Genomic DNA, 1,278 nt, shown 5'->3' on the forward strand with positions numbered 1-1,278 from the left:
CGGTGCGCAGGGCGGACGACGACGCGAGGGCGTCGCCGCGCGCGGCGCTGGCGTGGACCGAGCGCAACAGCCGGGCCGCCGCCGGGTCGTCCAGGACCGTCGAGGGGAAGAACGGCATGCCGCGGGGCGCGCCCAGTTCGGCGGCGACGTCCCGCACCACGTCCACGGCCGGGTACAGCACCCGGTAGCGCCACCCTTCCGGCACGCCGGCCTGGCCGGTGTGCACCACCTCCGGGTTCAGCAGGGCCACCTGGCCCGGCGCCGCCCGCAGCAGGCTCCCGGCGTGCTCGAACTCCTCGACCCCGGACTCGATCAGCCCGAACGTGTACGTCGCGTGCGCGTGCCGGGTGTAGCGGTGGGTGACGAAACGTGCGTTGAGCAGGTCGACGCCGGGCTCGGTCGGATGCTGCCGGTAACTCGCTACTTCCCGGTCCATATCAGCAGGATATCGACCTCGGCCTCTCAGATGATGAGACGAAGGGTTCCGGCAGATGGCGGTCGAGGCGTGCGGCCGGTTACCATCGGCACATGGATCGTCGCTATTTCGCGTTTACGTCGCCGGCTCCGGGTGAGCCGGTCGCCGTGACCTGACCGCGACGACCATCCCGAGCCGGCGACGAGGCAGAGCCCCCAGGGCTCTGCCTTTCGCTTTTCTCACTCACAGCGTGGGCGGCTCGTCTCCGGGGGGACGGACCGCCCGGAGGGACACACCATGAACCTGATCGACCCGGGCAACGCCGTCATCATCGCCGGGACCGCCGCCGAACCCGACGTCGCGATGACCAGCCTCCGCCACCGTCACGGCCTCGCGGACGCCGCCGCCGAGCTGACCGCGCTGCGCCGGTCGTACTCCGGGCCGCTGCTCGTCGAGCCGTTCTCCGCCCTCGACCTGCCCGCGATCGCCGAGCACGCCGACGGCGTCCTGGTCGGCGCGGCCTGGATGCAGGACTACCAGTTGCTGCGCGCGGTCGCCCGTACGGGCCGTCCGGTCATGATCCAGCGGGCTCCGGCGGCCACGCTGGAGGAGTGGCTGTCGGCCGCGGAGTACTGCGTCGCCGAGGGCAACCACGAGGTGGTCCTCTGCGAGACCGGCACGCGGACCCACCTGCCGCACCACACTCTCGACCTGGCCCTCGTACGGGAGGCGGGCCGGCGCCGGCCCGTGTTCGTGGACGTGTCCTCCGACCCCGTGCTGGCCACGGCGGCGCTGTCCGGCCGGGCGCTCGGCCTGCTGCTCGGCGGGGACGGCGCGGACGGGCAGGTGGCCCAGGCGCGGGC

Annotated in this window: 1 protein-coding gene and 1 pseudogene; one reads left to right on the forward strand and one right to left on the reverse strand. The window is 73.2% G+C overall.

Annotation, left to right across the window (positions count from 1 at the left end; translation table 11 throughout):
* Positions 1-436 (reverse strand): AraC family ligand binding domain-containing protein (locus ACFFNX_RS50365; protein ID WP_378213607.1); only part of this gene is annotated, 436 nt, incomplete at its 3' end.
* Between the two features lie 276 nt (positions 437-712).
* Here ACFFNX_RS50365 and ACFFNX_RS50370 point away from each other — a divergent pair.
* Positions 713-1,278 (forward strand): annotated as a pseudogene (locus ACFFNX_RS50370) (hypothetical protein); the annotation flags it as partial.

It is taken from the genome of Actinoallomurus acaciae, from assembly GCF_042429965.1.
Classification (GTDB): domain Bacteria; phylum Actinomycetota; class Actinomycetes; order Streptosporangiales; family Streptosporangiaceae; genus Actinoallomurus; species Actinoallomurus acaciae.